Below are 18,311 nucleotides of genomic sequence, written 5' to 3'. Positions count from 1 at the left end.
GAGTTCGCCATGCAAGTCAACAGCCCCACTCAAGCCCCGCAGCCTCTCTACAGCCAGCGCGCGCAGCAGGATGTATTCGTGCCGATGCCGCCACTGAACGCCGGCACCTTTGCCGCCGCCGTGGCGGTGACCTCGTTCCTGGCGATGGTGACCGTGCTGGCCTGAGCCAAACTCAGCCGTGGCGGCGGTCGATGGACGCCGCTTCGTAGAACGCCTTCTTGCTGAGATACATCTGCTGGTCGGCCTGGTGCACGGCCGCCTCCAGTCGTTCGCCGCCCTGGCACAGGGCCATGCCCATCGCAAAGCTCAGGCGCGAGCCGCCGTAGAACTGGTTGTTCAGCTCGGCCAGTTCGTGGATGCGGGCCATCACCTGCTCGCCGCCGCGGGCATCGGTGGCCGGCAGCAGCACGGCAAACTCATCGCCGCCGACCCGGGCCGCGCAGATGTTCTTGTCCACCGCCTTGGCCAGCACCTCGCCGGCGCGGCGCAGCAACGCGTCGCCGGCGGCATGACCCTCGCCGTCATTGGCCAGCTTCAGGCCGTTCAGGTCCAGCATCAGCACCGCCACCGGCCAGGGGCCGCGGCGCTCCAGGCGATTCAGCTCGTCGGCGAAGAAGGATCGGTTGCGCAGCTTGGTCAGCGAGTCGTGCTTGCCCAGGAACTCCAGATAGGCCTCGGCCTTCTTGCGGGCGGTGATGTCGGTCAGCGAGACCAGCACCAGGTCCCAGTCGCGCTCATGGCCGGGCAGCACCGAGAACTGCATATAGACATTGACCGCGTCGCCATTCAGCGCATGGTTCACCAGCTCGCGCTGCTGGAACAGCTTGCCGTTCCACAGGTCGACCAGCTCGTCGGCGAAGTGGCGCTCCATGTCGTCGCGGAACACATCGTGCAGCCGGCTCAGCAAGGTGTGGCGGTCGGGCGCACCGAACATCGTCAGCGTCTGGCGATTGACGTCGATGACGCGGATCTCGCGCATGCAGCGCTGCACAAACTCGGGGTGCACGTCGGTGAAGGTGCGAAAGTCGGTCACGCCGGCCTCGCGCACCTCGTCGATCAGGCGCTTGACGGCGCTGAAGTCCTCCACCCACAAGGACACCGGCGAATGCTCGAACAGCCCGCGCGCATATTGCTCGCTCAGCGCCTGGGCCCGCTGGGCCTGGATGCGCGCGGTGATGTCCTCGATCGACACCAGCACGCGGCCCCAGTCTTGCTCGTGGCCGGGCAGGACGGTGGCGTTCAAGGCGATGTCCAGGCGTTCGCCGCCGAGCTTGTAGTTGACGGTCTGGCTGGCATAGCGGGTGGCGCCGTCCCACAGCTGTGCCATGTCCTCGATATGGTGTTCCAGCATGTCGTCGCGGAACACGCGCGGGATGTTCTCGACCAGCTGTGCCAAGGACTCGGCGCCATAGAGCTCCAAGGTGCGCCGGTTCACCTTCAGCACCTGGATGCGCGTCGTGCAGTCCAGCACCCGGCTCAGATCGGCGCGCAGATGGGCGCGCAGGTCGGTCACACCGGCCGCGCGCCATTGGTCGAACAGACCGCGCACGCCGCTGTAGTCCTCAAGCCAGAGTGACACCGGCGCGAGCTCGAACATCTCGATCAGCTCACTGGTCTGTAGGGTGGGGCTGGACATGAGCATGATTCCTTGCGCTGCGGACCCGGCACTATATCGGGCCCGCGCGCCGAATCCGGCTTGACGCCGACGCAAATAGACGGAAACATCACCCCAGCAATGGAGATGCGCCCATGACGACGGAAACGGCCTATTCGCTGGAGGGCGGCTGCACCTGCCGGGCCCTGCGCTACCGCCTGACGAGCCGTCCGCTGTTCGTGCACTGCTGCCATTGCCGCTGGTGCCAGCGCGAGAGCGGCAGCGCCTTTGCGCTGAACGCGATGATAGAAGCCGCGCGGGTGGAACTGCTCAGCGGTACGCCCGAGCGGGTGCACACGCCGTCCAACAGCGGCAAGGGTCAGGACATCATGCGCTGCCCGCAGTGCCGCATCGCCGTCTGGAGCCATTACGCCGGCGCCGGTGAGGCGGTCAGCTTTGTGCGTGTTGGCACCTTGGACGAGCCCGACCGGTTGCCGCCCGACATCCACATCTTCACGATGTCCAAACAGCCTTGGGTGCAGCTGAACCCGGACACCCCGGCCGTGGCCGAGTACTACGACCGCAAGCAGTTCTGGCCCGAGGACAGCCTGGCACGCAGGCGGGCCATGCTGGGCTGAACATGGCATCCCCCTGGCTGGATTCCGCGAGACTGGCCCTGGGCTCGCTGAAGCTCAAGCTGGCGCTGACCAGTGCGTTGATCATAGGCGCCAGCATCGCCGTCACCGTGGTGCTGGTGCTGCGCGATGCCCAGCACCGCGCCGAGCAGTCGTTGACCGATTCGGGCCTCGGCGTGGGCATCATGAGCCGGACCCTGTCTGCCCGGGTCGTGGAGCGGCAGATCGCGCTGGCCAAGGCCGCCGCCCAATGGCCGCACAAAGGCCGGCCGCAGGCCGCGGGCGAGTTCGAGGCGGCGTCGGCCTATCTGGCCAGCCAGGCAGTGCTGCAGGGTCTGTTCTTCAGCACATTTCTGGCCGCCGAGGATGGCAGCATCGTCGCCTCGGCCGACCAGGACAATGTGCGTGTCGTGCAGGTCAATATCAAGCAGCGCGACTACTTCGCCCGCACGCTGAGCGAGGGCCGGCTGCTGGTCTCCGAACCGTTGCATAGCCTGCGCTTCGATGTGGCCGAGATCATCCTCAGCGCACCGGTGCGCGACGCCGATGGCCGCATCGTCGCCGTGCTGGGTGGAGTGCTGCGCCTGGGCGCCAGCAATTTCCTGGCCGACCTGACGCAGCAGGCGGGCAACGAACACGACTCCAGCCTGACGGTGATCACCGATGGCAGCGGACGCATCATCGCCCACCCCGAGCCGGGTTGGCTGTTGAAGGATGTGGCGACCGAACCGCGGCTGGCCGCCGCCGCGCGTGGCTGGGCCGCCGACGGTCGGCCGATGGAACCCGAGGCCTCGGCACGGCGCGTCGGTGACCAGTTCGTGGCCATGGCCGCCGTGCCCGGTGCGGACTGGATGGTGTTCCGCGTCGCCTCGGCCGAGATCCTGCTGGGTCGCCCCGCCAAGGCCCGGGTCGAGGCGGCCTGGCTGGGCCTGGGCGTGGCGCTGACCGGTGCGCTGCTGATCTTCTGGGCCATGGCCTGGGTGTTGCGGCCGCTGCAGCAGCTGGAGCGGCGCGCCCTGAGCCTGCTCGACGAGAACGCCCATCCCGACCAGCCCTGGCCCACCGGCGAGGGCGAGATCGGCCAGCTGGCGGCCGTGTTCCAGCACGTCATCGAGCAGCGGGCCGCCGGCCAGCGCGTCGCCAATGACCTGCTGGAGCGCATGCAGGCGGTGATGGTCAATGCGCCGATCGGCATTGGCTTCACCCGCAGGCGCAAGTTCGAGCTGGTCGGCCAGCACTATGCCTCGCTGTTCGGCTTCACCCCGGCCGAGCTGGTGGGCCGTGAGCACGGCATGCTCTACCCCTCGGACGAGGCCTACCGGGGCCTGGTCCATCGCGCCGGAGAGGCATTTCTCGACGGCAAGGTGCACACCGAGGAGATCGAGTTCCAGCGCCGCGACGGCAGCCGCTTCTGGGGCTATCTGCAGGGTGCGGCGGTCAGTGCCGGTGACCCGCTGGCCGGCACGATCTGGATCGTCTCGGACCACACCGCCTTCCGCAAGCAGCGCGAGCAACTGTCCTGGACGGCCACCCACGACCCGTTGACCGATCTGGTGAATCGGCGCGAATTTGAGTCCCGGTTGCAGCAGCAGCTCCACGAGCGCCGCCGCAGCGAGACCGGCTCGGCCCTGTTCATCGACCTGGACGGCTTCAAGGCCGTCAATGACACGGCCGGCCATGCGGCGGGCGATGCGATCCTTAAGGATGTGGCCGCCATCCTGCTGCATCGCGTGCGCGAAGACGACACGGTGGCCCGCCTCGGCGGTGACGAATTCGCCGTACTGCTGCGCCGCTGCGACCGCGACACCGCAGAGCAGGTGGCCGAGCAGATCCGCACCATGGTCGCGGCCCACAAACTGCATTGGCAAGACCTGGCACTGGGCGTGACCACCAGCATAGGCGTGGTCGAGATCGACGACAGTCTGAACGATATGGCCGCCGTACTGGCCGCCGCCGACGCCGCCTGCTATGAGGCCAAGCGGGCCGGTCGCAATGTGGTGCGGGTCTGGCGTGGCGTGAGCCCGCTGCTCACTTAGGCCTGGCGCTTGAGGTCACGGAAGGCCGCGAACAGCCAGGAGCGCATCGCCACCACCAGGGTGTAGGGCCGGCGCTGGTCGGCCGGCAGCTTCTGGTCGGCCAGATGCTGCTGGGCAAAGTCCTGCCCCACGCGCTGCAGCCGTTCGACGAAGCCGGCCGCCAGGCTCCTGCCGATCTGCCCATGGACCAGCATCAAGGTCTCGCCCTCGCCATCGAAGCCGCCGCTGAAATAGTCATCGGCCACATGTTGGCGGAAGAACTGCATCACCGGCCCGTTGGGCCGCCACTGGAAGCCCTTGGCGACCTTGAGCCGGTAGCGGTTCAGCGGCCTCAGCTCGATGATGCCCAGCCGGTCCAGCTGCAGCAGATAGCGCAGGCATTCGGCCTCGGTGAAGGTGTAGGTCGACGTCATCTGCTCGAAAGTCCACTGGCTGAAGCAGCAGATCGCCAGCAGCAGCAGCCTGCGGTCTGCCACCACGGCCTGCTCCTGTTCGGCCGTCAGGGCCCGGCGCAGCGGCTGGGCATCGGCCACCTGGCGTGCCAGCTCGGCAAAGTCCATCTTCAGCAGTCGCAGCACCTCGTCGATGCGTGACAGCGGCATGTCACCGCCCTTGGCGAACATCCGCTTGATGCTGGATTCGGCCATGCCCAGCGCCTCGGCCAGATCGGCATAGGTCACGCCGGCCGCCTTCAGCTCAGCCTTGAGTGCCGCCACCAGATCTTGTGTTGTGCTCATGTCGCATGCGTTTCATCGGTTTCAAAAAGCGCGTCAAAGTACCGCTGAAAGATACCATCGGTCGGCGCTGAGGCCACCTGATACGGCAGAGTTGAAGGTGCGCGACCTAGCGCCCAAGATCAACGCACAACGACTTCGGGGACCTCATGCAACACCATCTCATTCGCCGCGACACCCGTGCCTGGAAAACCCAGGTCTGGATCTCCTTCGGCGCCGCCATCACCCTGTGCGGCACCGGCCTGGCCTATCTGCCGGGACAGGACCTGGACCGCGCCTTCATGGTGATGGGCTATATGTTCTGCCTGTCCACCGCCTTTGCGCTGGCCAAGTTCGTGCGCGACAACGAGAGCCGCAAGACCGACACGCCGATGTGGGGCCTGGTCGTCTGGGGCGGCTTCGCACTGGCCATGGCGCTGACAGCCTGGGGCCTGTGGCGCATGGAGGTGAACCCGACCTACAAGGCCTTTCTGGGCGTGTGCTGGCTGTTCCTGATCTCCAGCGTGTTCACCCTGGCCAAGACGCTGCGCGACGCCCACGAGGCCGATCTGGCCGAGGCGCGCCGCGAGGGCAGCATGAGCCGCCGCGCCGAATCCAACGAACAAGGAGTCACCTCATGAAAGCATCAAAAGTCGTCCGTGTCCTGATCACCGCCGGCCTGGTGGCAGGTCTTGCCGGTCTGCAGACCCCGGTGCTGGCCCAGCTGTCGGAGGCCAGCGTGCTCTCAGGCCTGCCGATCGCCGTGTCGGTGGCCGCGCCGGTGATGCTGCTGTCGGCCGGCGCGATGCTCACCGTGGTGGCCGTCGAGGCCTCGGCCGCCGGCACCGTCTGCGTGCTGGAGCGGGCCTCCGACGGCGCCCGTGCCTCGATCAAGCTCAGTGGCCAGCTGGCCGGTGGCGTGTCGATGGTGGCGGGCACGGCCGTGCTGGTCACGGCCATGAGCACCGGCTACCTGCTGTCGGCCGCCGGTGCGGCGGTGGCCTTCATCCCGAACGAGATCGGCAAGGCCCTGCTCTACAACGAGCGGGTCACCCGGTGAGACGCCACCCGCTGCTTGGCGCCCTGCTGCTGGCGCTGTGCCTCAATGCCCATGCCGGCCGCAGCTGCGAGCCCAAGCCGCCCAGCGCGAACTCGGTGCAACGCGCGCTGACGCTGGCCGAGCACACCGCCGCCAAGCTCGACGCCAGCGGCGCCAATGTGGTGATGCTGGCCCGCGTGGGCCAGAATCTGAGCGAGTACGGCCTGCGCTACTCGCATCTGGCCTTCGCCTACCGCGAGGGCACGCAGTGGCGCGTGATGCACAAGCTCAACCAATGCGGCACGCCGCGCGCGGAGCTGTACCGCCAGGGCCTGGGGGAGTTCTTTCTCGATGATCTGTACGACTTCGAGGCCGGCCTGGTGGTGCTGGCGCCGGACGTGCAGGCCCGGCTGCTGCCGCTGCTGCGCGACAACGCCCAGGTGGCGCGCCTGAACACACCGGCCTACAACATGCTGGCCTATCCCTGGGCCTTGACCTACCAGCAATCGAACCAATGGGCGATCGAAACGCTGGCCATGGCGCAGGACCCGGGCGCTACCAGCCGCGAACGGGCCCAGGCCTGGCTGAAGCTGAAGGACTATCAGCCGACCACGCTGAAGATCTCGGCCATGAAGCGGCTGGGCGCGCGGGTGACGGCGGCTAACATCGCCTTCGATGACCATCCCAGCGCCAAGCGCTTTTCCGATCGGATAGAAACCGTCACCGTGGATTCGGTGTTCGCCTGGCTGCCCCGTGCGGGCCTGGGCGAGCCGGCACAGGTGATACGGTAGAGCCAAGCACATCCTGGAGACATCTTGAGCGCACACGACCATCCGAACCAGTTTGCCCTGCTGTCGCAGCGCCGCTTCGCGCCGTTTTTCTGGACCCAGTTCCTCGGCGCCGGCAATGACAATCTGTTCAAGTTCGCTTTCACCGTGCTGGTCACCTACCAGCTGCAGGTGGCCTGGCTGCCGCCGGCGCTGGCCGGCCTGGTGATAGGCGCGCTGTTCATCCTGCCCTTTCTGTTCTTCTCGGCCACCAGCGGCCAGCTGGCCGACAAGTACGACAAGACGACCCTGATCCGCTTCGTCAAGACGCTGGAGATCGGCATCATGATCCTGGCGGCAGTTGGCTTCGTGCTGGCCCAGGTGCATCTGCTGCTGGCCTGCGTGTTCCTGATGGGCCTGCACTCGACGCTGTTCGGCCCGGTCAAGTTCGCCTACCTGCCCCAGCATCTGAACGAGCGCGAGCTGACCGGCGGCAACGGCATGGTCGAGATGGGCACCTTCGTCGCCATCCTGCTGGGCAATGTGGCCGGCGGGCTGCTGATCGCGCTGCCCGGCATCGGCGCCCAGGCGGTGGCCGTGGCCTGCATAGGCGTGGCCGTGCTGGGACGTGTCAGCGCTCAACTGGTGCCGCAGTCCCCGGCCACCGACCCGACGCTCAAGATCAACTGGAACCCGATCACCGAGACCTGGCGCAATCTGAAGCTGGCGCACGGCAATCTGGTCGTATTCCGCTCGCTGCTGGGAATCTCGTGGATGTGGTTCTTCGGCGCCGTGTTCCTGTCGCAATTTCCGTCCTTCGCCAAGGAGGTGCTGCATGGCGACGAGCAGGTCGCCTCGCTGCTGCTGGTGGTGTTCTCGGTGGGCATAGGCACCGGCTCGCTGCTGTGCGAGATGCTCAGCAAGCGCCATGTCGAGATCGGCCTGGTGCCGCTGGGCGCCATCGGCATGAGCGTGTTCGCCATCGATCTGTACTTTGCCGCACGCGGCCTGCCGGCCCTGCCGCAGATGGGCCTCGCGGCCTTCATCGCCCAGCCGGCGCACTGGCGGGTGATGGCGGACCTGGCCCTGCTGTCGCTGTTCGCCGGCCTGTACAGCGTGCCCATGTATGCGCTGATACAGCTGCGCTCGCCGGCCACGCACCGCGCCCGCATCATCGCCGCCAACAACATCCTGAATGCGCTGTTCATGATTGGCAGCAGCGTGCTCGCCGGGGCCCTGCTCGGCGCGGGCTTCAGCGTGCCCCAGGTGTTCCTGTTCACCGGCATCGCCAATGCGCTGGTGGCCGTCTACATCTTCCTGCTGATGCCCGAGTACCTGCTGCGCTTCATCGCCTTCATCGCCTCGCGCTGCATCTACCGCTTCAAGGTCAGCGGCGACGAGAACATCCCGCTGCAGGGCCCGGCCATCCTGGTCTGCAACCACGTCAGCTTCATCGACGCCATCCTGGTGATGGCGGCCAGCCCGCGGCCGATACGCTTTTTGATGGACCACCGCATCTTCCAGCTGCCGGTGCTGGGCTGGCTGTTCAAGCTCGGCAAGGCGATCCCGATCGCGCCGCAGAAGGACGACCCTGCCGCCTACGAGCGGGCCTTCGCCGAGGCCCGCGCTGTGCTGGAGGACGGCGAGATGCTGTGCATCTTCCCCGAGGGCGGCATCACCCGCGATGGCAGCCTGGGCGAGTTCAAGGGCGGCATGATGAAGATTCTGCAGACCCATCCGGTGCCCGTGGTGCCGCTGGCGCTGCAAAACCTCTGGGGCTCCTTCTTCTCGCGCGTGCACGAGGGCCAGGCGATGGTGCGGCCCTTCCGCCGCGGCGTCTGGAGCCGGGTCGGCCTGATCGCCGGTGCGCCGCTGGACGCGGCCGCGGTCACACCGGCGGGGCTGCGTGAACGCGTTGCCGGCCTGCTGGCGAATTGATCGGAGACCCATGATGTTGGACAAACTGAACCAGCTGACCGAGTCCCATGGCGCGATGCAGCGCGGCCATGGCCTGGTCTCGGGCGTGATCGCGCTGACACTGGCCATACTCTGCTTTCTGGGCGTGCTGGCCTTTCACTTCCCCGAGTACCTGACCACGCCGCAGCTGCGCAAGTCCTATAACGTCGATGTGTTGCGCATCCTCATGTACTGGTCGCTGGTGGTATCGGGCGGCATCGCGCTGTTCAATATCGCCTTCGGCCGCATGCGCTGGCTGTCGGCGGCCGCATTCGCCCTGATCGGCCTGACCTTGGCGCTGGGCGGCCACAAGGTGCCGGTCAACGACTTCCCGGACAACACGCCCTACATCGGCCTAGACTGGTTCATCCTCGACCTGCTGGGCTCGACGCTGATCTTCGTCTTCATCGAAAAGCTGTTCGCGCTGCGCCGCGACCAGCCGGTGTTCCGTCCCGAGTGGCAGACCGACTTCCACCACTTCATCGTCAACCACATGGTCGTCGGCTTCGTGCTGCTGGCCACCAATCTGTTCGTGCACAAGCTGTTCGGTTGGGCGGCCAAGGACGGCATCCAGGCCTGGGTGCGCGACCTGCCCTTCATCGTCGCCGTGCTCCTGATCGTGCTGGTCGCCGACCTGGTTCAGTACTGGACCCACCGCGCCTATCACGAGGTGCCCCTGCTGTGGCGCCTGCACGCGGTGCACCACAGCGCCAAGCACATGGACTGGCTGGCAGGCTCGCGCCAGCACATCCTGGAGGTCATCATCACACGCACCATGGTGCTGGCACCCATCTTCGTGCTGGGCTTCAGCAAGGAAGTGATTGACACCTATATCGTCATCGTCGGCTTCCAGGCGGTGTTCAACCACGCCAACGTCAGCGTGCGCCTGGGGCCGCTGCGCTATGTGATCGTCACCCCGAACTTCCACCACTGGCACCACTCGCAGGACGACGAGGCGATCGACAAGAACTACGCCGCCCACTACGCCTTCCTGGACCACCTCTTCGGCACCGCTGTGCAAGCGGAGCGTGCCTGGCCCAAGCAGTACGGGGTGGTGGGAGACTACATGCCCAATGGGTTCTGGAAACAGCTGCTGTTTCCGTTCACGTGGAAGGGCTGATGTCTACGGCCCCGCTTCAACCTGAAGTCTGTGCTATGCCCGCACTGAGTCTCTCCGCCGTCGCCCCGACCGACCTTGACGAACTGACCGACTTCGAATTTCGCAACCGCGCGTTCTTTGAAAGCTGGATCAACGCCCGACCTGCTGCTTACTACGCACCCGGTGGCGTTGCTGCTGCGATTGAGGCGGCGCTGCAAGATGCGGCGCGCGACCTTGCCCATCAGTATCTGCTGCGAGACAACGGTGTTCTTGTCGCCCGCGTCAATCTGACGCAAGTGAGGCGGGCGCACTATCACTGCGCGTCACTGGGCTATCGGGTGGGCGCCGACCACAATGGGCGGGGCCTTGCCAAGGCGGCCGTGCGCCTGGCAAAAGAGCAGGCATTTTCGGCGCTCTCCTTGCATCGGATAGAGGCCACCTGCCGGTCGGAAAATCCGGCTTCGATCAAGGTGCTGGTTGCCAATGGCTTCGTCCAGTTCGGGTATTCCAGGCGCTGCTTTCAGCTTGGCGACTCATGGTTCGACCTCTTGCACTTTGAAGCACACGCGGAGACCTGAACATGCCGACCAAATCCGTCGACACCCTGCTCGCCGACATCCGCCTCCTGAGCGAGGAGCGCTACCAGATCGCCGCGGCCGTCCGCGCCCTGGTGAAGCAGCACTTCAAGCCCTTTGCGGAAGAGGTCAAGTACGGCGGCATCCTGTTCGCCTCGGGCGTTCAGTTCTGCGGGGTGTTCGTCTACAAGGAGCATGTCACTGTCGAGTTCGGCCATGGGGCGGCGATCGACGATCCATTCGGCCATCTCGAAGGTGGTGGAATATTCCGTCGCCACATCAAGCTGCTGACTTCTCCCGACATTGAAGCCAAGCAGCTTGCCCGCTACCTGCCGCTCGCACTGGAGGCGGCGAAAAACTCTGGCTAGGAGATCTCAATGATCCACGGCTCTTGTCACTGCGGCGCAGTCAACTGGTCATTCAGGGGCATTCCTGAGGGGGCGACGGCCTGCAACTGCACGGTCTGTCGCCGCTACGGCACCTTGTGGGCCTATGACTACGAAGGCGAGGGCATCCATGTCTCGGGGCCGACCCGGGCCTATGTGCGCGGCAAGACGATCGAGTTCCACTTCTGCCCGAGCTGCGGCTGCGTGTCCCACTGGCGGGCGCAGACCCAGGGCGAGGACGGGCGCCGACGGATTGCCGTCAATCTGCGGCTGACCGAACCTGGGCCCATTGCCCAGGTACCCATCGACCATTTCGACGGGCTGGACACCTTTGATGATCTGCCGCGCGACGGCCGATGCGTCGCCGACTATTGGTTCTAGGCGCAGAGGACGGTCCGATGAACATGATACTGACCTCGGCCACCACGCCCGACGAATACATCGCCTGCCTCGCCGGCTGGCAGAAGAGCTTCGCCGAGGCGCTGCGCGACACCGTGCACGCCACGGCGCCCGAGCTTCAGGAACGGCTGAAGTTGGGCCATCTGGTCTATATCAACAACGGCCCGGTGCTGATCATCCGCGCCGAACCGACGCGGGTGTTGTTCGCCTTCTTCCGTGGCAAGCGGCTGTGGCACATCGAGCCGCGGTTGAAGCCGGGCGGCAAGTACGAGCTGGCCACCTTGGAGCTGCGCCCGGACACGCCCCTGCTGCGCGAAACCGTCGTGCAACTCGTCGAGGAGGCGGCGCGACTGAATCTCGCCGTCGGCGATCCAACGAAGGCGTCTCGCTAGGCCCGGCATTTCGAGAGATCGGCGGATCTGTCGATTTCCCGGGCTATGGTTCGTCGTGACAACGCGCGGCTATCGCGCTCTTCGCCCCTCTGGAGCCTGCATGAAATCCCAAAGCCTTTCCACCCTTGCTTCTCTGATCGCAGCTGCAACCGTTCAGGCGGCGCCGGTCAGCTACAAGATCGACCCGCAGCACACCTTCCCGAGCTTCGAGGCCGACCACATGGGCATCTCGGTCTGGCGCGGCAAGATGAACAAGAGCAGCGGCAGCGTGGTCTATGACAAGGACACCGCCGCGGGCACGGTGGACATCACGATCGACCTCGCCAGCATCGATTTCGGCCACGACGCGCTCAACGCCTGGGGCCGCGGCGAGCAATTCTTCAACGTGAAGAAGTTTCCCCGGGCGACCTACAAGGGGCGCTTCGAGGGTGCGCTGCCGGCGCAGCTGGTGGGCGAGCTGACGCTGCACGGCGTCACCCGGCCGGTGACGCTGACGATCCACTCGCTCAAGTGCATCCCGCACCCGCTGCACAAGCGCGAGCTCTGCGGCGCTGATGCGGCCGGCAGCTTCAGGCGCGACGAATTCGGCCTCGCTGCGGGCAAGGACTACGGCTTCAAGATGGACGTGGATCTGCGTATACAGGTCGAGGCCGTGGCCGAGAAGTGATGGACACTCAGCCCGCCAGCGCCTCGCTCCAGCGCCGCTGCATCTCCTCGGGAGTCACCTCCTGCAGCCGGGTGGCGATATGCCAGCGGTGGCCGAAAGGGTCGGTCAGCATGCCGCAGCGGTCGCCGTAGAACTCGTCCTTGGCGGCGCGAAGCGTGGTGGCGCCCAGTGCCTCGGCACGGGCCATCGTCGCGTCGGCATCGGCCACATACAGATGGATGGCCACCGGTGTGCCGCCGACGCTCACCGGCCCCAGCGCGCCGAAGTCGGGGTATTCGTCGGCCAGCATGAACTCGCTGTCGCCTATGCGCAGCTCGGCATGGCCGATCTTGCCGCTCGGCTCGGCCAGGCGGAAGGACTCGGTGGCGCCGAAGGCCTGTACGTAGAAGCGAATAGCGCGGGCGGCGTCGGCCACGACCAGATAGGGCTTCAGGCAACCGGAGGGCACTGTGCGGGCAGCTGTCATGTTCGCTCCTTGGTAAACTGTGGAATATGAATTACGTTACGTATCGTTCCATAAATGACAACGACCGTCAAGCCCGCTGATGCGGAGGAGGCCAGGCCCCGAGCCCGCGGCCGCCCGCGCAGTCTGGCCTCGCGCGATGCCATCCTGAAGGCCGCCCGCGAGCTGATGGACCAGCTGGGCCCGTCCGGCGTGACGATGGAGGCGGTGGCGGCACGCGCCGGTGTCGGCAAGCCAACGGTCTATCGCTGGTGGCCCGACCGCCATGCGGTGGCCATGGCGGCGTTGATGGAGGCCCAGCACCCTGCCGCGGCACTGCCCACCTCGAAGCGCACGCGCACCTTGCAGGCCGCGTTGGCCCAGCAGATGCAGGGCATTGCCGACACCTTCGGCAGCCCCAGGGGCCGCAGCGTGGCCAGCATGATTGCCGCCTCGGACCCGAACACCGAGCTGTCCAAGGCCTTCCGCAACCATTTCGTGCTGGCGCGGCGTGAGGAGGGCCGGGTCTTGCTTCAGGAGGCGCTGCAGCGGGGCGAGCTGCGCGAGGGTCTGGACCTGGACGTGACCCTGGACCTGCTCTACGGCCCGCTGTTCTTCCGCCTGCTGCTGGGCCACGCGCCGCTGGACGCCGCCTTTGTCAAGCAGTTGCTGACGCAGGCGCTGGCCGGCCTGCGCATCGCCGGTTGAACTTAAACTGCTTGAAAACAGCAGCCCGCCGATGCAGACCTCGACCTTTGCCCGCGTCAAGATCCAGCCGCCCCGCCCACGGCCGGGGCTGATCGCGCGCAGCCGGCTGGACCAGCCCCTGGCCGCGGCGCTGGCCAGCTGCCGCCTGGTGCTGCTTTCGGCGCCGGCCGGTTTTGGCAAGACCGCGGCGCTGACGCAGCAGATCGCAAACCTGCCCGCCAGCACCGCCCTGGCCTGGGTGGCGGCCGATGCCGATGACGACCTGAATCGCCTGGCGGCCTGCCTGGTGGCCGCGCTGGACCCTTTCGACCTGCCCTGGCGCAGCTCGCCCGAGGCGATGGTGGCCATGCAGGATGGCAGCCGCGCGGCGCGCCAGGCCCTGGCCTCGGAGCTGCTGAATGCGCTGGATGCCACCGAGGTGGCCCGCGGCCTGATCATCATCGACGATGCCCACCGCATCGAGGACCCGGCCGTGTTCGATTGGCTGGGGCTCTTGATCGCACGCCTGCCACCGCACTGGGGTCTGGTGATCTCCAGCCGGGTCGACCCGCCGCTGCCGCTGGCCAAGTGGCGGGCGGCCGGCGAGCTGGCCGAGTTCCGCCAGGAGGACTTGCGCTTCGACCATGGCGAGGTTGAGCACCTGGTCGCCTTTGCGGGCCACCAGACCACCGAGACCGACAGCCTGCTGCAGCGCACCCAGGGCTGGGCCGCCGGCCTGAGCCTGGCGCTGAGCGCACGCCAGCGCGGCGGCGGCGCCACCTTGACCACCCGCCATATGTTCGACTACATGGCGTCCGAGGTGCTGGACGACATGCCCGAGGCGCTGCGCCTGTTCCTGCTGCGCTGCTCGGTGCTGCCCGAGCTCACGCCGGCACGCTGCGCCGCCGTCTCGGGCGATGCCCAGGCGGCGCTGCTGCTGGAGGAGGTCGAGCGGCGCGGCCTGTTCGTCACCGTGCTGGATGAGGACGGTGAGAGCGGCCGGACCTTGAGCCTGCACGACCTCTTCCGCGACTGCCTGGACGATCGCCTGCGCCGCGAGCGCCCGGGCGAGCTGGTCGAGTTGCTCAAGCGCGCCGCGCGCAGCGACGACGACCCCGCCCGCCGCATCGGTTATCTGCTGCGTGCCGGCGCCTGGGATGAGGCCGAGCAGGTGCTGGGCGAGGTCGGCGCCGAGCTGCTGACGGCGGGGGCCGTGTCCACCGTGCAGCGCTTTGTCGACCAGTTTCCGGCCGAGTTTCGCGACCAGGCGCCGCTGCTGCAGCTGGTGCGCGGCCTGGTCGGCTGGGCGCGTTGGGACTGGCCCACGATGTGCGAGGCCACGCAACGGGCCGTGCAGGGCTTTGCCCGGCGCGGCGAACGCAATCTGGAGCTGCGTGCGCTGTCGTATCACGCGATCGCGCTCAGCGGCCTGGGCGACGAGCAAGCATCCCGGGCGGCCTACGAGGCCCTGATCAGGCAGCCCATCGACACCGAGACCCGTTGCCGCGCACAGCTGGCCGCCTGCTGGCATGCGCTTGGCGACGGCCAGCGCCATCGCTTCGCCCCGCTGTGGCGCGAAATCGTCGAGGGCCTGGAGCAGCTGCCAAGCCTGGCGCGATGGTATGAGTGCTCACCACTGCCCACCTTCGTGGGCGCCCTGGGCATGCGAGCGCCGCTGCAGCGCTATGTCGATGGCGTGGCCGCACGCCTGCCCGACTCGACCACCGCCCTGGGCGCGGTGAATGTGATGATCAACGGCTGGCTGCAGCTCTGGGCCGGAGACGTGACGGCGGCCGAGGCCTCGGCCGAACTGGCCGAAGCGCATTGCCGCTGGCTGGGCCGTCCAGCCAATGTGCAGGCCATGGTCAGCATGCTGATGGCCACGGTGCATGCGGTGCGTGGCCGGCGCGAGGCGGCCAGCGCCTGCATGGCCGGCCTGATCGTCCAGATGAGCGCCGGCCAGGCGGAGCACAAGCGCCCGCAGCAACTCGCGTTCGTTCTGTTCCATGCCATCCGCGTGGCCGTGGTTGCCGAAGACAGCGCCACCCTGCAGCGCCTGGCCGTCGTGCTGCGCGCGAGCTATCCGCCCTCGGAGTGGGCCGTCGACGTCGATCAGCGGATGACGCTGCCCGCCCACCTGGCCATGGCCGAGGGGCGGCTGGAGCAGGCCTGCACGCACTGGCGCCGGGCGCTGAACCATGAGGAGCATATCGATGTGTTCGGCCAGGGGCTGGAAACACGCCTCCGACTGGCCGATGCGCTGCTGCAATCGGTCGGCCCGGCCGGGCGGGCCGACGCAGCGCAACACCTGGCGCCGGTATTCGAGCGGGTGCGCGGCAGCGGCGAATGCGGCGGCGTGCTGATGGCCGGGCCGCAGGTGCTGGCCCGCCTGGCCGAGCAGGACTGGCAGGGTGCCCTGCCGGCGGGCGATGCAGCGCAGCTGCGCACCTGGGCCGAGCTGACCGCCGCGCTGCGCGCCACCACGCCGCCGGGGAGCCAGGCGCAGACCCAGGGTGCGGCCCAGGCGCTGAGCACAAGGGAGCTGGAGGTGCTGCAGCGCATCGCCGCCGGCGACAGCAACAAGCTGATCGCCCGTGCCTTCGACTTGAGCCCGCACACGGTGAAGCGCCATGTGGCCAATATCTTCGACAAGCTGGGCCTGTCCTCACGCGGCCAGGCTGCTGCCTGGCTGCACGCCCGGCAGCAGCCAGGCACGACGACCTAGGGTTGCCACCAGGGATCACCCCTTGGAATGGCGCCGCATGGTTCTTTCGGGCGATGTGGCAGCGTCAAGCAATGCGCAGACTGCGGGCACCAACACCCCGAACATCCGCCATGCTGATCGTCAATCATGCCGTCCTGCCCGTGGAGCTGCACCGCGGCTGGCACAGCCAATGCGTGGCCGGCCCGAACCTGGGCTGCGCCGGCTTCGAGGTGCGTCTGATCGAACTCGATGCCTGGGCCAGCTCCGACGTCAGGGTACACGCCGCAGAGCGCGTGCTGCTGGTGCAGGCCGGCAGCGGCAAGCAGCGGCTGGACGGGGAACCGCAGGAATTCCACGCCCCCTGCACCCTGCATGTGCCGGCCCGGGCCCGGCATCAGCTGTGCAACTGTGGTGCCACGCCGCTGCGCGTGGTCGAGATCAGCGCGCCCAGTTGCGCAGCTCCTGCGCCTTGCTGCGACTGACGGCGAGCACCGTGCCATCGCGCAGCTCGGCCGCCAGCCCGCCGCCGTCCTGGCGCCTGAATGCGGTGACATGATCGAGATTGACGATATGGGTACGGTGGATGCGCACAAAGCGCTGCGGGTCCAGCCGAGCCTCCAGACGGTTCAGCGACAGGCTCAGCAGGTGGGTGGCCGCGCCGACATGCAGGGCCAGATAGTCGCCGACCGCCTCGATCCAGGCAATGCCGTCCACCGGCACCGGCACGATGGCGCGCCCACTGCGCACGAACAGCCGGCTGATGGGTCCCGGCCCCAGCGCCTCGCCGAAACGCTCCAGCGCCGGTGCCAGCGGTTCGCCGACGACGGCGCGCACGCGATCCAGCGTTGCCGCCAGGCGCTCCGGGCCGAAGGGCTTGAGCAGGTAGTCCAGCGCACCGATCTCGAACGCCGCCACCGCATGCTCGGCATGGGCGGTGGTGAACACCACCAAGGGGCGGTGCTGCAGATGGGCCAGCAGCTCGGTGCCCAGCAGGCCGGGCATCTGGATGTCCAGGAACACCAGCTCCGGCCGCAGGCGGTTGATCATCTCGACGGCCGCCAGACCATTGCCGGCCTCTCCAATGCAGACCAGCCAATCCGCCTCGGCCAACATATGGCGCAGGCCGGCGCGGGCAACCGGCTCGTCATCAACGATCAGGGCCGAGACGCGGGCGCACTCACTCATCGTCATCGCCATCATGCAGCTGCGGCAGGCTCAGTTCCACCGTCAGGCCATGGGGCGAGCCGCGCCCGAACTGCAGGCGGGCGCTGCCGCCATACAGCCAGGCCAGGCGTTCGCGCAGGCGGCGCAGGCCGGTGCCTGCGCCGCGCTCGAGCTGTGCCAGGTCCGCGCCCGGGCCATCGTCGGTCACCGACAGGCACAGCTGCCCGCCATCGAGCCTGGCGGCGATCTGCAGGGTGGTCGGCTCGATCGAGGGCGCCGCCGCATGACGCACGGCGTTCTCGACCAGGGTCTGCAGCGCAAACGAGGGCAGCTTGCAGCCCAGGGCGGCGGCCTCGATATCGCTGCACACCACCAACCGCTCGCCAAAGCGTATGCCCTCGATCGCCAGATAGCGCTGCACAAAGGCCCACTCGGCCTGCAGCGGCACGAGGTCGCGCTGTTCTTCGATTGTCGTGCGCAGCAGGCCGGCCAGTTGCTCGGTGGCACGCACGGCGCCGCGCGGGTCGATAGGGATCAGCTGCACCACCGTGTGCAGCGCGTTGAACAGGAAGTGCGGCTGCAGCTGCATGCGCAGCGCGGCGAGCTGGCTGCGTGCTTCCAGCATGGCGATCTGCGCGGCGCGTTCGGCCGTGCGGTTGGCATAGCCGACGCCGGCGATCATCACATAGAACCAGACGCCGGTGGCCAGATAGGGCACGGCGCCCGGCCCCAGATAGAGCACCGGCCGCCCATGCCTGATGCTGTCGATCAGGCCGTTGAACAGCAGCCAGGCAACCGCGTAGCCCACGGCGCACAGGGCATGGACGGCGACAAAGCGCAGCCGGAACGGGTGCGGCCAGGGCAGGCGCGCGGTCAGCCGGTGCACGAGCAGGCCCAGCAGTGCTGCAGTGAGCATCTGGCGCAGGGCCAGTGGCGCCGCGCGCTGCCAGGGCTCCTGGTGCACCGACATGAACAGCACGGTGAACAGCACCCAGACCGGTAACCAGCCGATCAGCAACGGAATCCAGACCCAGGCGCGTGGCACTTCGTTCAATC

The 18,311-nt window shown here is 67.4% G+C and carries 21 protein-coding genes; 16 read left to right on the top strand and 5 right to left on the bottom strand.

What is annotated here, in order from left to right; translation table 11 throughout:
• Positions 1–9 precede the first annotated feature (9 nt).
• Positions 10–165 carry a hypothetical protein gene (locus tag DES47_RS28665; RefSeq protein ID WP_166651910.1) on the top strand — a complete coding sequence of 52 codons (156 nt, stop codon included), beginning with the start codon at positions 10–12 and terminating at the stop codon, positions 163–165.
• 7 nt (positions 166–172) lie between these two features.
• On the opposite strand, the gene DES47_RS08205 is transcribed toward DES47_RS28665, so the two are convergent.
• On the bottom strand, positions 173–1,636 hold the full coding sequence (locus DES47_RS08205; protein WP_425057416.1) for a sensor domain-containing diguanylate cyclase: 1,464 nt from the start codon (positions 1,634–1,636) through the stop codon (positions 173–175).
• Positions 1,637–1,749: 113 nt separating this feature from the next.
• On the opposite strand from DES47_RS08205, the gene DES47_RS08200 reads away from it, so the two are divergent.
• Together DES47_RS08200 and DES47_RS08195 are read left to right on the top strand one after the other, a co-directional pair.
• A complete protein-coding gene (locus DES47_RS08200; RefSeq protein WP_133700192.1) occupies positions 1,750–2,232 on the top strand; it encodes a GFA family protein in 483 nt (160 codons plus the stop codon).
• 2 nt (positions 2,233–2,234) lie between these two features.
• Positions 2,235–4,265: a diguanylate cyclase domain-containing protein gene (locus DES47_RS08195; RefSeq protein WP_133700191.1), complete on the top strand. Its 2,031-nt coding sequence runs from the start codon at positions 2,235–2,237 to the stop codon at positions 4,263–4,265.
• Here DES47_RS08195 and DES47_RS08190 read toward each other — a convergent pair.
• On the bottom strand, positions 4,262–5,002 hold the full coding sequence (locus DES47_RS08190) for a helix-turn-helix domain-containing protein (RefSeq protein WP_133700190.1): 741 nt from the start codon (positions 5,000–5,002) through the stop codon (positions 4,262–4,264). The two genes, DES47_RS08195 and DES47_RS08190, sit on opposite strands and share 4 nt — an antisense overlap.
• 146 nt (positions 5,003–5,148) lie before the next feature.
• Here DES47_RS08190 and DES47_RS08185 point away from each other — a divergent pair, with 146 nt between their 5' ends.
• From DES47_RS08185 to DES47_RS08140, 10 genes are all read left to right on the top strand, one after another.
• On the top strand, positions 5,149–5,619 hold the full coding sequence (locus DES47_RS08185; RefSeq protein ID WP_133700189.1) for a YiaA/YiaB family inner membrane protein: 471 nt from the start codon (positions 5,149–5,151) through the stop codon (positions 5,617–5,619).
• Positions 5,616–6,038, top strand: coding sequence for a hypothetical protein (locus DES47_RS08180; protein WP_133700188.1), 423 nt, complete (start codon positions 5,616–5,618; stop codon positions 6,036–6,038). The genes DES47_RS08185 and DES47_RS08180 overlap by 4 nt, the downstream gene beginning before the upstream one ends.
• Complete coding sequence (locus tag DES47_RS08175; protein ID WP_166651909.1) at positions 6,035–6,808, top strand: DUF2145 domain-containing protein; 774 nt, start codon at positions 6,035–6,037, stop codon at positions 6,806–6,808. The genes DES47_RS08180 and DES47_RS08175 overlap by 4 nt, the downstream gene beginning before the upstream one ends.
• Positions 6,809–6,832: 24 nt before the next feature.
• Entirely contained in the window at positions 6,833–8,722 is a 1,890-nt protein-coding gene (locus tag DES47_RS08170) for an MFS transporter (protein WP_243748213.1), read from the top strand.
• Positions 8,723–8,735: 13 nt separating this feature from the next.
• Positions 8,736–9,860 (top strand): sterol desaturase family protein, encoded by a 1,125-nt coding sequence (locus DES47_RS08165; RefSeq protein ID WP_133700781.1) that lies wholly within the window; start codon positions 8,736–8,738, stop codon positions 9,858–9,860.
• Between the two features lie 35 nt (positions 9,861–9,895).
• Positions 9,896–10,417 carry a GNAT family N-acetyltransferase gene (locus DES47_RS08160; RefSeq protein WP_133700186.1) on the top strand — a complete coding sequence of 174 codons (522 nt, stop codon included), beginning with the start codon at positions 9,896–9,898 and terminating at the stop codon, positions 10,415–10,417.
• A 2-nt stretch (positions 10,418–10,419) separates the two neighbouring features.
• Positions 10,420–10,782 carry a DUF1801 domain-containing protein gene (locus DES47_RS08155; RefSeq protein WP_133700185.1) on the top strand — a complete coding sequence of 121 codons (363 nt, stop codon included), beginning with the start codon at positions 10,420–10,422 and terminating at the stop codon, positions 10,780–10,782.
• 9 nt (positions 10,783–10,791) lie between these two features.
• Positions 10,792–11,181, top strand: a complete 390-nt coding sequence (locus DES47_RS08150) for a GFA family protein (protein WP_133700184.1) — start codon at positions 10,792–10,794, stop codon at positions 11,179–11,181.
• Between the two features lie 17 nt (positions 11,182–11,198).
• Positions 11,199–11,591 carry a DUF1801 domain-containing protein gene (locus tag DES47_RS08145; RefSeq protein ID WP_133700183.1) on the top strand — a complete coding sequence of 131 codons (393 nt, stop codon included), beginning with the start codon at positions 11,199–11,201 and terminating at the stop codon, positions 11,589–11,591.
• A gap of 100 nt (positions 11,592–11,691) precedes the next feature.
• Positions 11,692–12,258, top strand: a complete 567-nt coding sequence (locus tag DES47_RS08140; protein WP_133700182.1) for a YceI family protein — start codon at positions 11,692–11,694, stop codon at positions 12,256–12,258.
• 7 nt (positions 12,259–12,265) lie between these two features.
• Here the strand turns inward: DES47_RS08140 and DES47_RS08135 are convergent, their stop codons facing one another.
• Positions 12,266–12,724: a VOC family protein gene (locus DES47_RS08135; protein WP_133700181.1), complete on the bottom strand. Its 459-nt coding sequence runs from the start codon at positions 12,722–12,724 to the stop codon at positions 12,266–12,268.
• Between the two features lie 54 nt (positions 12,725–12,778).
• On the opposite strand from DES47_RS08135, the gene DES47_RS08130 reads away from it, so the two are divergent.
• The 3 genes from DES47_RS08130 (at position 12,779) to DES47_RS08120 (ending at position 16,573) form a co-directional block, all read left to right on the top strand.
• Positions 12,779–13,408, top strand: coding sequence for a TetR/AcrR family transcriptional regulator (locus DES47_RS08130; RefSeq protein WP_133700180.1), 630 nt, complete (start codon positions 12,779–12,781; stop codon positions 13,406–13,408).
• Positions 13,409–13,439: 31 nt separating this feature from the next.
• Positions 13,440–16,112 carry a helix-turn-helix transcriptional regulator gene (locus DES47_RS08125; protein ID WP_133700179.1) on the top strand — a complete coding sequence of 891 codons (2,673 nt, stop codon included), beginning with the start codon at positions 13,440–13,442 and terminating at the stop codon, positions 16,110–16,112.
• 110 nt (positions 16,113–16,222) lie between these two features.
• Positions 16,223–16,573 carry a cupin domain-containing protein gene (locus DES47_RS08120; RefSeq protein ID WP_133700178.1) on the top strand — a complete coding sequence of 117 codons (351 nt, stop codon included), beginning with the start codon at positions 16,223–16,225 and terminating at the stop codon, positions 16,571–16,573.
• Here DES47_RS08120 and DES47_RS08115 read toward each other — a convergent pair.
• Positions 16,530–17,276: a LytR/AlgR family response regulator transcription factor gene (locus tag DES47_RS08115; protein ID WP_166651908.1), complete on the bottom strand. Its 747-nt coding sequence runs from the start codon at positions 17,274–17,276 to the stop codon at positions 16,530–16,532. The genes DES47_RS08120 and DES47_RS08115 overlap by 44 nt on opposite strands.
• Positions 17,269–18,300, bottom strand: coding sequence for a sensor histidine kinase (locus tag DES47_RS08110; RefSeq protein ID WP_243748260.1), 1,032 nt, complete (start codon positions 18,298–18,300; stop codon positions 17,269–17,271). Before DES47_RS08110 ends, DES47_RS08115 begins: the two co-directional genes overlap by 8 nt.
• Positions 18,301–18,311: the final 11 nt, after the last annotated feature.

This window comes from Roseateles toxinivorans, from assembly GCF_004362525.1.
GTDB classification, from domain to species: domain Bacteria; phylum Pseudomonadota; class Gammaproteobacteria; order Burkholderiales; family Burkholderiaceae_C; genus Paucibacter; species Paucibacter toxinivorans.
This window is presented reverse-complemented; position numbering and strand designations above follow the sequence as displayed.

Excerpts from the sequence above, each read along its gene's own strand:
- DES47_RS08145 (WP_133700183.1), top strand. The coding sequence starts at position 11,199 with ATGAACATGATACTGACCTCGGCCACCACGCCCGACGAATACATCGCC.
- DES47_RS08200 (WP_133700192.1), top strand. The coding sequence starts at position 1,750 with ATGACGACGGAAACGGCCTATTCGCTGGAGGGCGGCTGCACCTGCCGG.
- DES47_RS08185 (WP_133700189.1), top strand. The coding sequence starts at position 5,149 with ATGCAACACCATCTCATTCGCCGCGACACCCGTGCCTGGAAAACCCAG.
- DES47_RS08190 (WP_133700190.1), bottom strand. The coding sequence starts at position 5,002 with ATGAGCACAACACAAGATCTGGTGGCGGCACTCAAGGCTGAGCTGAAG.
- DES47_RS08160 (WP_133700186.1), top strand. The coding sequence starts at position 9,896 with ATGCCCGCACTGAGTCTCTCCGCCGTCGCCCCGACCGACCTTGACGAA.
- DES47_RS08120 (WP_133700178.1), top strand. The coding sequence starts at position 16,223 with ATGCTGATCGTCAATCATGCCGTCCTGCCCGTGGAGCTGCACCGCGGC.
- DES47_RS08180 (WP_133700188.1), top strand. The coding sequence starts at position 5,616 with ATGAAAGCATCAAAAGTCGTCCGTGTCCTGATCACCGCCGGCCTGGTG.
- DES47_RS08155 (WP_133700185.1), top strand. The coding sequence starts at position 10,420 with ATGCCGACCAAATCCGTCGACACCCTGCTCGCCGACATCCGCCTCCTG.
- DES47_RS08150 (WP_133700184.1), top strand. The coding sequence starts at position 10,792 with ATGATCCACGGCTCTTGTCACTGCGGCGCAGTCAACTGGTCATTCAGG.
- DES47_RS08135 (WP_133700181.1), bottom strand. The coding sequence starts at position 12,724 with ATGACAGCTGCCCGCACAGTGCCCTCCGGTTGCCTGAAGCCCTATCTG.
- DES47_RS08125 (WP_133700179.1), top strand. The coding sequence starts at position 13,440 with ATGCAGACCTCGACCTTTGCCCGCGTCAAGATCCAGCCGCCCCGCCCA.
- DES47_RS08195 (WP_133700191.1), top strand. The coding sequence starts at position 2,235 with ATGGCATCCCCCTGGCTGGATTCCGCGAGACTGGCCCTGGGCTCGCTG.
- DES47_RS08130 (WP_133700180.1), top strand. The coding sequence starts at position 12,779 with ATGACAACGACCGTCAAGCCCGCTGATGCGGAGGAGGCCAGGCCCCGA.
- DES47_RS08165 (WP_133700781.1), top strand. The coding sequence starts at position 8,736 with ATGTTGGACAAACTGAACCAGCTGACCGAGTCCCATGGCGCGATGCAG.
- DES47_RS08115 (WP_166651908.1), bottom strand. The coding sequence starts at position 17,276 with ATGAGTGAGTGCGCCCGCGTCTCGGCCCTGATCGTTGATGACGAGCCG.
- DES47_RS08140 (WP_133700182.1), top strand. The coding sequence starts at position 11,692 with ATGAAATCCCAAAGCCTTTCCACCCTTGCTTCTCTGATCGCAGCTGCA.
- DES47_RS28665 (WP_166651910.1), top strand. The coding sequence starts at position 10 with ATGCAAGTCAACAGCCCCACTCAAGCCCCGCAGCCTCTCTACAGCCAG.
- DES47_RS08205 (WP_425057416.1), bottom strand. The coding sequence starts at position 1,636 with ATGTCCAGCCCCACCCTACAGACCAGTGAGCTGATCGAGATGTTCGAG.